The 4,824-nt window shown below is 46.9% G+C and carries 4 protein-coding genes and 1 pseudogene; 1 reads left to right on the top strand and 4 read right to left on the bottom strand.

Annotation, left to right across the window (positions count from 1 at the left end; translation table 11 throughout):
* Positions 1 to 372 (top strand): transposase (locus CBG25_RS10720; RefSeq protein WP_290603757.1); only part of this gene is annotated, 372 nt, incomplete at its 5' end.
* A gap of 141 nt (positions 373 to 513) precedes the next feature.
* Here CBG25_RS10720 and CBG25_RS10715 read toward each other — a convergent pair.
* The 4 genes and pseudogenes from CBG25_RS10715 to CBG25_RS10700 all read right to left on the bottom strand — a co-directional run.
* Entirely contained in the window at positions 514 to 1,230 is a 717-nt protein-coding gene (locus CBG25_RS10715; protein ID WP_290606576.1) for a type IV secretion system protein, read from the bottom strand.
* A 20-nt stretch (positions 1,231 to 1,250) separates the two neighbouring features.
* On the bottom strand, positions 1,251 to 3,995 hold the full coding sequence (locus CBG25_RS10710; protein ID WP_290606575.1) for a VirB3 family type IV secretion system protein: 2,745 nt from the start codon (positions 3,993 to 3,995) through the stop codon (positions 1,251 to 1,253).
* 14 nt (positions 3,996 to 4,009) lie between these two features.
* Positions 4,010 to 4,315: a TrbC/VirB2 family protein gene (locus CBG25_RS10705; protein ID WP_290606574.1), complete on the bottom strand. Its 306-nt coding sequence runs from the start codon at positions 4,313 to 4,315 to the stop codon at positions 4,010 to 4,012.
* Positions 4,312 to 4,695 (bottom strand): annotated as a pseudogene (locus CBG25_RS10700) (type VI secretion protein); the annotation flags it as partial. The pseudogene CBG25_RS10700 and the gene CBG25_RS10705, both read right to left, overlap by 4 nt.
* Between the last annotated feature and the right edge of the window lie 129 nt (positions 4,696 to 4,824).

Genomic DNA, 4,824 nt, shown 5'->3' with positions numbered 1-4,824 from the left:
AGCACCCACGACAGTCAGCATTTCGAAAGGGTCATTGACAAGGCCAACACCAATCGCAATATCTACGCCGACCGAGGCTATCCCTCTGCGGAGCGGGAAGCTTGGCTGAAGGCAAACGGCTATAGGAGCCAGATTCAGCGTAAAGGCCATCGAAACAAACCGTTGTCCAAGACTCAGCAAGGGCGAAACCACAGGATTGCAAAGACTAGGGCACGGGTTGAACATGCATTTGCGGCGATGGAACAAATGGGTAGAAAACTGATCCGCACCATTGGACAGGTGCGCGCTAATTTTGCCATGACGATGATGGCAGCATGTTACAACCTAAAGCGGTTGGCGTACTTCCAGAGCGCGTGCATCGTGGCTTTCTGACGCCCAGAATGGGTCAAATGGCCCTAGCCAGGGCAATGTGCGATAGAATCAGTAGCGTGATAATCAAAAAAAATCTAATTATTTAGAATGAAAGCCAAGGGTTAATTGAAAATCTTGAGTTTTTCGAGGTGCCCATTAACCTCACAAATTATTAAAATCCGTTATTGGAGCATTTAACTGTTGCTTATTCCAACGTTTAGTACGCTCATCTTCAAGCATTTTTTCGCGCTGCTCGGAGGCTTTGACACTCATTTCCCATTGTGTCGTCAGCGTATTAAGCATAACAGATTTCAACTGAATACTGTTCGCCAAATCCTGTGATTCTTTCAGGTCTTTTGATAACGCAACACGTTGTGAAAGCTGATTAATCTCACCTAATGAATGGCTCACCTGCTTTTGTATTTCATCCGTCTGTTCTAGCTGAATAGCCTTGTTGATGACCTGCTGCTTGCAGATATTTGCATAATTTCTGGATTGCTCAGTATTGCAGGTATCAAAGATTTTGTATTTCTGATACAGCACATCAAACTGCGCGGGAGAACGGCCAGAGAGAAGAAGTTCATTCAGTGCCTGCCCCGGTTGGCGCAGCTTTTCGAGATCAGCCTTGAGGTTTTTGACTTGAGTAATAAAGCTAGCAATATCACGAACGCCTGTAGCGGTCGCAAGCTGCTGCTTGTAAGCGGCTATCTGGTCTTTATAATGCTGCGCCGTTTGTAACCATTGTTTAGCTTCCTTAGCCCACTGCTGGGCATTTTCCAACTTTGATGTGAGGTCAAAAACAGGAATACCGCCCGCTGTTGCTTGTAAACTGAACAGCAGGCAAGACAATATTGCCATGTTAAATGATTTCTCTTTCATATATCACCGTATTGATTATATTAAAGTGCTTTAGCAAGATAGTTATCCAGCCATTCATGAGGTTGCATGCCTTCCCTGTAAAGCGACTCAAAGATTTCAAGATTGGGGGCATCACCGCTCATCACTTTGGTGTATTTTCCTACCCCAGAGAGATCAAGCGTCACCCGTGCGGCAAAACGTTTTATATCACCACGCCTGAACTGGTTTTTTACCACAACATATTGACGGGCCTGTGGATCCAGTCCTTTTAAAATATCAAACACTTCCGGTTCTATTTTCATGCCATCGACATAATCCTTGCGATCTGCCATCGGATTAGCCGCTAAAATTTGTGTACCGCACTGTTCGATAACCGCAGGCGCAATCTCATCCTTAATAATTTCAGCCGGAGACTGGGTAGCAACGACCAGCATACCGTTTAATTTACGTATAGTTTTCAGCTTATTATAGGCAAAATCCTTGAATACAGGGTCTCGGATCCATTTCCAGAATTCATCCATGAAAATAACGAGACGACGGCCATCAAGCAGACTGGTTATACGGTACAACAGATAAAACGATATCGGGGCACACACATCGGCATTATCCAGAAACTCCGTCCCATCGATGCCGAAGTTATCGCAGTGGCTTATATCGAACGTATCAGCATCGTTATCAAACACCCAGCCGAAATCCCCACCCTGCGCCCACTGTGACAGCCGGATATCCAGCCCATTTTCCTGCGCTTCCCTGGTGGCCGGTTCCGCCAGTTGTTCTCTGAGCCGGGTAATACCAAAACGACGATACGCCGGTTCATCACTCATAACGGCATTAACCGCATAGCTCAGTCGGCGCTCCTGACGCTCCGTGATAGTGGCCCCGTTACGGGTACACAGGATTTTCATCAATTGCTTAATGAAATTGATATTGTGTTTTGTTGGCTGAAGGGAAAATGGATTCCAGCCCGTAGGCTCACCGCTGACCACCCGGTAATAACGCCCGCCTAGTGCGCGAATGTTCATTTCCGCGCCCCGGTCTTTATCCAGATAAACGGTCGTCAGCCGTTTGGTTTTCGCATCCGGCGGAAAACTTTCCGGCAACGCATATTTTTGCTGCGTATTTTGAAGGAAGGTCATTAGCATGGTTTTTCCCGAACCATTTGTCCCAATCAGTGCGGTACTCGCAGGATTTTTCTCATTAAATTCATCCTTATCGGCCAGTGTGTTATGCAAATTAAGGTAGTATCCACCCCCGGCGGGCGTACGTAACAACGCCATCGCATCCCCCCAGGGCGCTCTATCGCGCTTACCGGGATAGAAATTATGCAGTGCCGCCATTTCCACGAAATTTTGACTGCTCAGTTCACCTTTACGGGGCCGCAAAGGGTAATTCCCGGGAAGCTGGGCCATATACGCCGCTGATAATGACAATTCCGCCGGAACCGGAGTAATACCGATATTATTTAGGGCATTACTGATTTCCTGCGTGTCAATCACCAGCCCTTTCAGGGAGTCAGCGTAAACCATCAACGAAAAATGGTGACGACCATAGGCGATTTTCCCTGACATCAATAAATCAAGCGCCACATCAAGATCAAGACGCTGTGATACCGCATCATCATCAGCGCTCATCAGAAGACGACGGGTGCGCTTAATGGCTTTTTGTGCTTCGTTGCGGGACATACAGGTATAAGATTGGGTGATCACATAATCACAGGGAGCATAAAGCAACGTATCCATCATGCCGGTCGCGGTTTCTTCTGAAAACTCCTTGACCTCCAAACCACGAAAATAATGCTTGTCATTAACATGGTTAATCTGCCCCGATTCGGCTGAGAAAAATAGCGCCGCTGCTCCCATTACCGTATAAGCCGGGGTACGGGTAACACGCACTTTACGCCACTCATGGGTTAACAAGTATTCATAAAAAGCCAGTTGGGACGAAAAAACCGAGTTATCCTCAACAAAAGTCCCTAGCACCTGTGCGCCATAACGAGAAAGCGCGGTATCGAGTGACGCTTTGATTTCCAGCATCTCCCCCAATGCCCCCTCGAGTTCACGTAACTTTTGTCCTTCTTTCATCCTTTTTCGCTCTGCTTTTTCAAAGCGCACCAACGGCAGGTAGCAAACCGTGAAAAAAAGACGGTTGCGGCGGAAGGCTCTTTTTTCGAGAGAGGAATAGTAAAGAAAGCTGATTTCATCGGCATAAGGATTGCCCGATATTTTATGCAACGTATCGTGGTACTTTTCCCGCACATTATGGATATAAAAAGTGACCGGGTAGCCTTCAAATGATCGTATTACGCCATGAAGCTGATTTGTCGCCGCTTCAAGCGTTTCATTCGATTCACAATCAAACGGCATTCCCAGTAATTCCCATGTGCAGAACAAATCACTTTTTGGCGAACGAACCACATTTTCGTGAATATGAGAGGAATACGGCAGGTACTTTTTAACCGTAGCACACTGATTAAGTTTCATTGCATCGATAAACTCCTTGATATCAACGTCTTCATGCTCGACAGGCATAAATGCCGTTGCACCCAATAAACGGTTAGCGACCGGCTTTCCTCTTGCCATGAGCCATACGGCCAGCAGATTAAAACGCAGGGGTTCTTTTCTGGTCAGGGATTTCATCACCAGAAACTCAACGGGAAGTAGCGCCAGAAAAAAAGTCGATGTCCAGATGGCGACAATGATAGTGAACCCACTCATTCCCAACAACGGCACCATCGGCACACCCCAGAGTGCCGCCGGTCGCTTCATCGCCTTAAGCAATTTAGCCATACGTAATCGTCCTTTTAGCCCATCAGCAGCGCGCCAATTTCAGTACCACCGCCAATCAGGATACCGCCAATAATAATGTTGCCGCACTGTGAAAGACTTTCCCCCTTCCAGAGGGTTTTGTAACCCACCCAAATGACGGCAACTGTTATCGTGATGGCCGCCAATCCATGCAAACCCGTAGCCACTTTCTGCATAATCGTCGTGGCACGGACAAACCCATCAGCCAACGCGGGATTAATCGTGAACACGCTAAAAGCCAATGCGAACAATGACGCTGAGATACGATGAGTTACATGTTTAAACTGATTAAACAAATTCATTTTTTTTCCTTGTATTGATGATGACCCCGCACGACCTGTGCCGGGTAATAGACCTTGACATTGTTTTCCTTCAATGCGGATGGAACACCGCGTACCACTTCGGCGGGCCACATAAGGCGAGTACGGGAAGGGGGCGAAACAGAAACAGGAGTAACCGTTGCCGTCGTCTGTTTATCCTGACGCGTTCCGGGCACAGCATAGGGATGAGTCGAGGCCAAATAACCGATACGCTGTATGTAACTTGTCTGAGAAAACGCCGCTTCGGATTGCTGTCCGGTATTAAAATTCCCGGCGTAATAGCAACTCAATGCCCTTTTCAGCGTACCGCCCCGCTGGTAGCAATCCGTGATAATCTTTTCAAAAACCGAAAGATTGGTACAAGAAACTAGTTGCTGAATAGAGACTTGCATTTTTTGTCACGCTATTGAGAATAAAAAGAGGTTTAACTTAGAGAATAAAGGTTTGAAATGATCAACAAAGAGCGGCTGTTACGAGATAATCGTTTATGT

Source organism: Arsenophonus sp. ENCA, from assembly GCF_002287155.1.
Taxonomy (GTDB): Bacteria; Pseudomonadota; Gammaproteobacteria; order Enterobacterales; family Enterobacteriaceae; genus Arsenophonus; species Arsenophonus nilaparvatae.
This window is presented reverse-complemented; position numbering and strand designations above follow the sequence as displayed.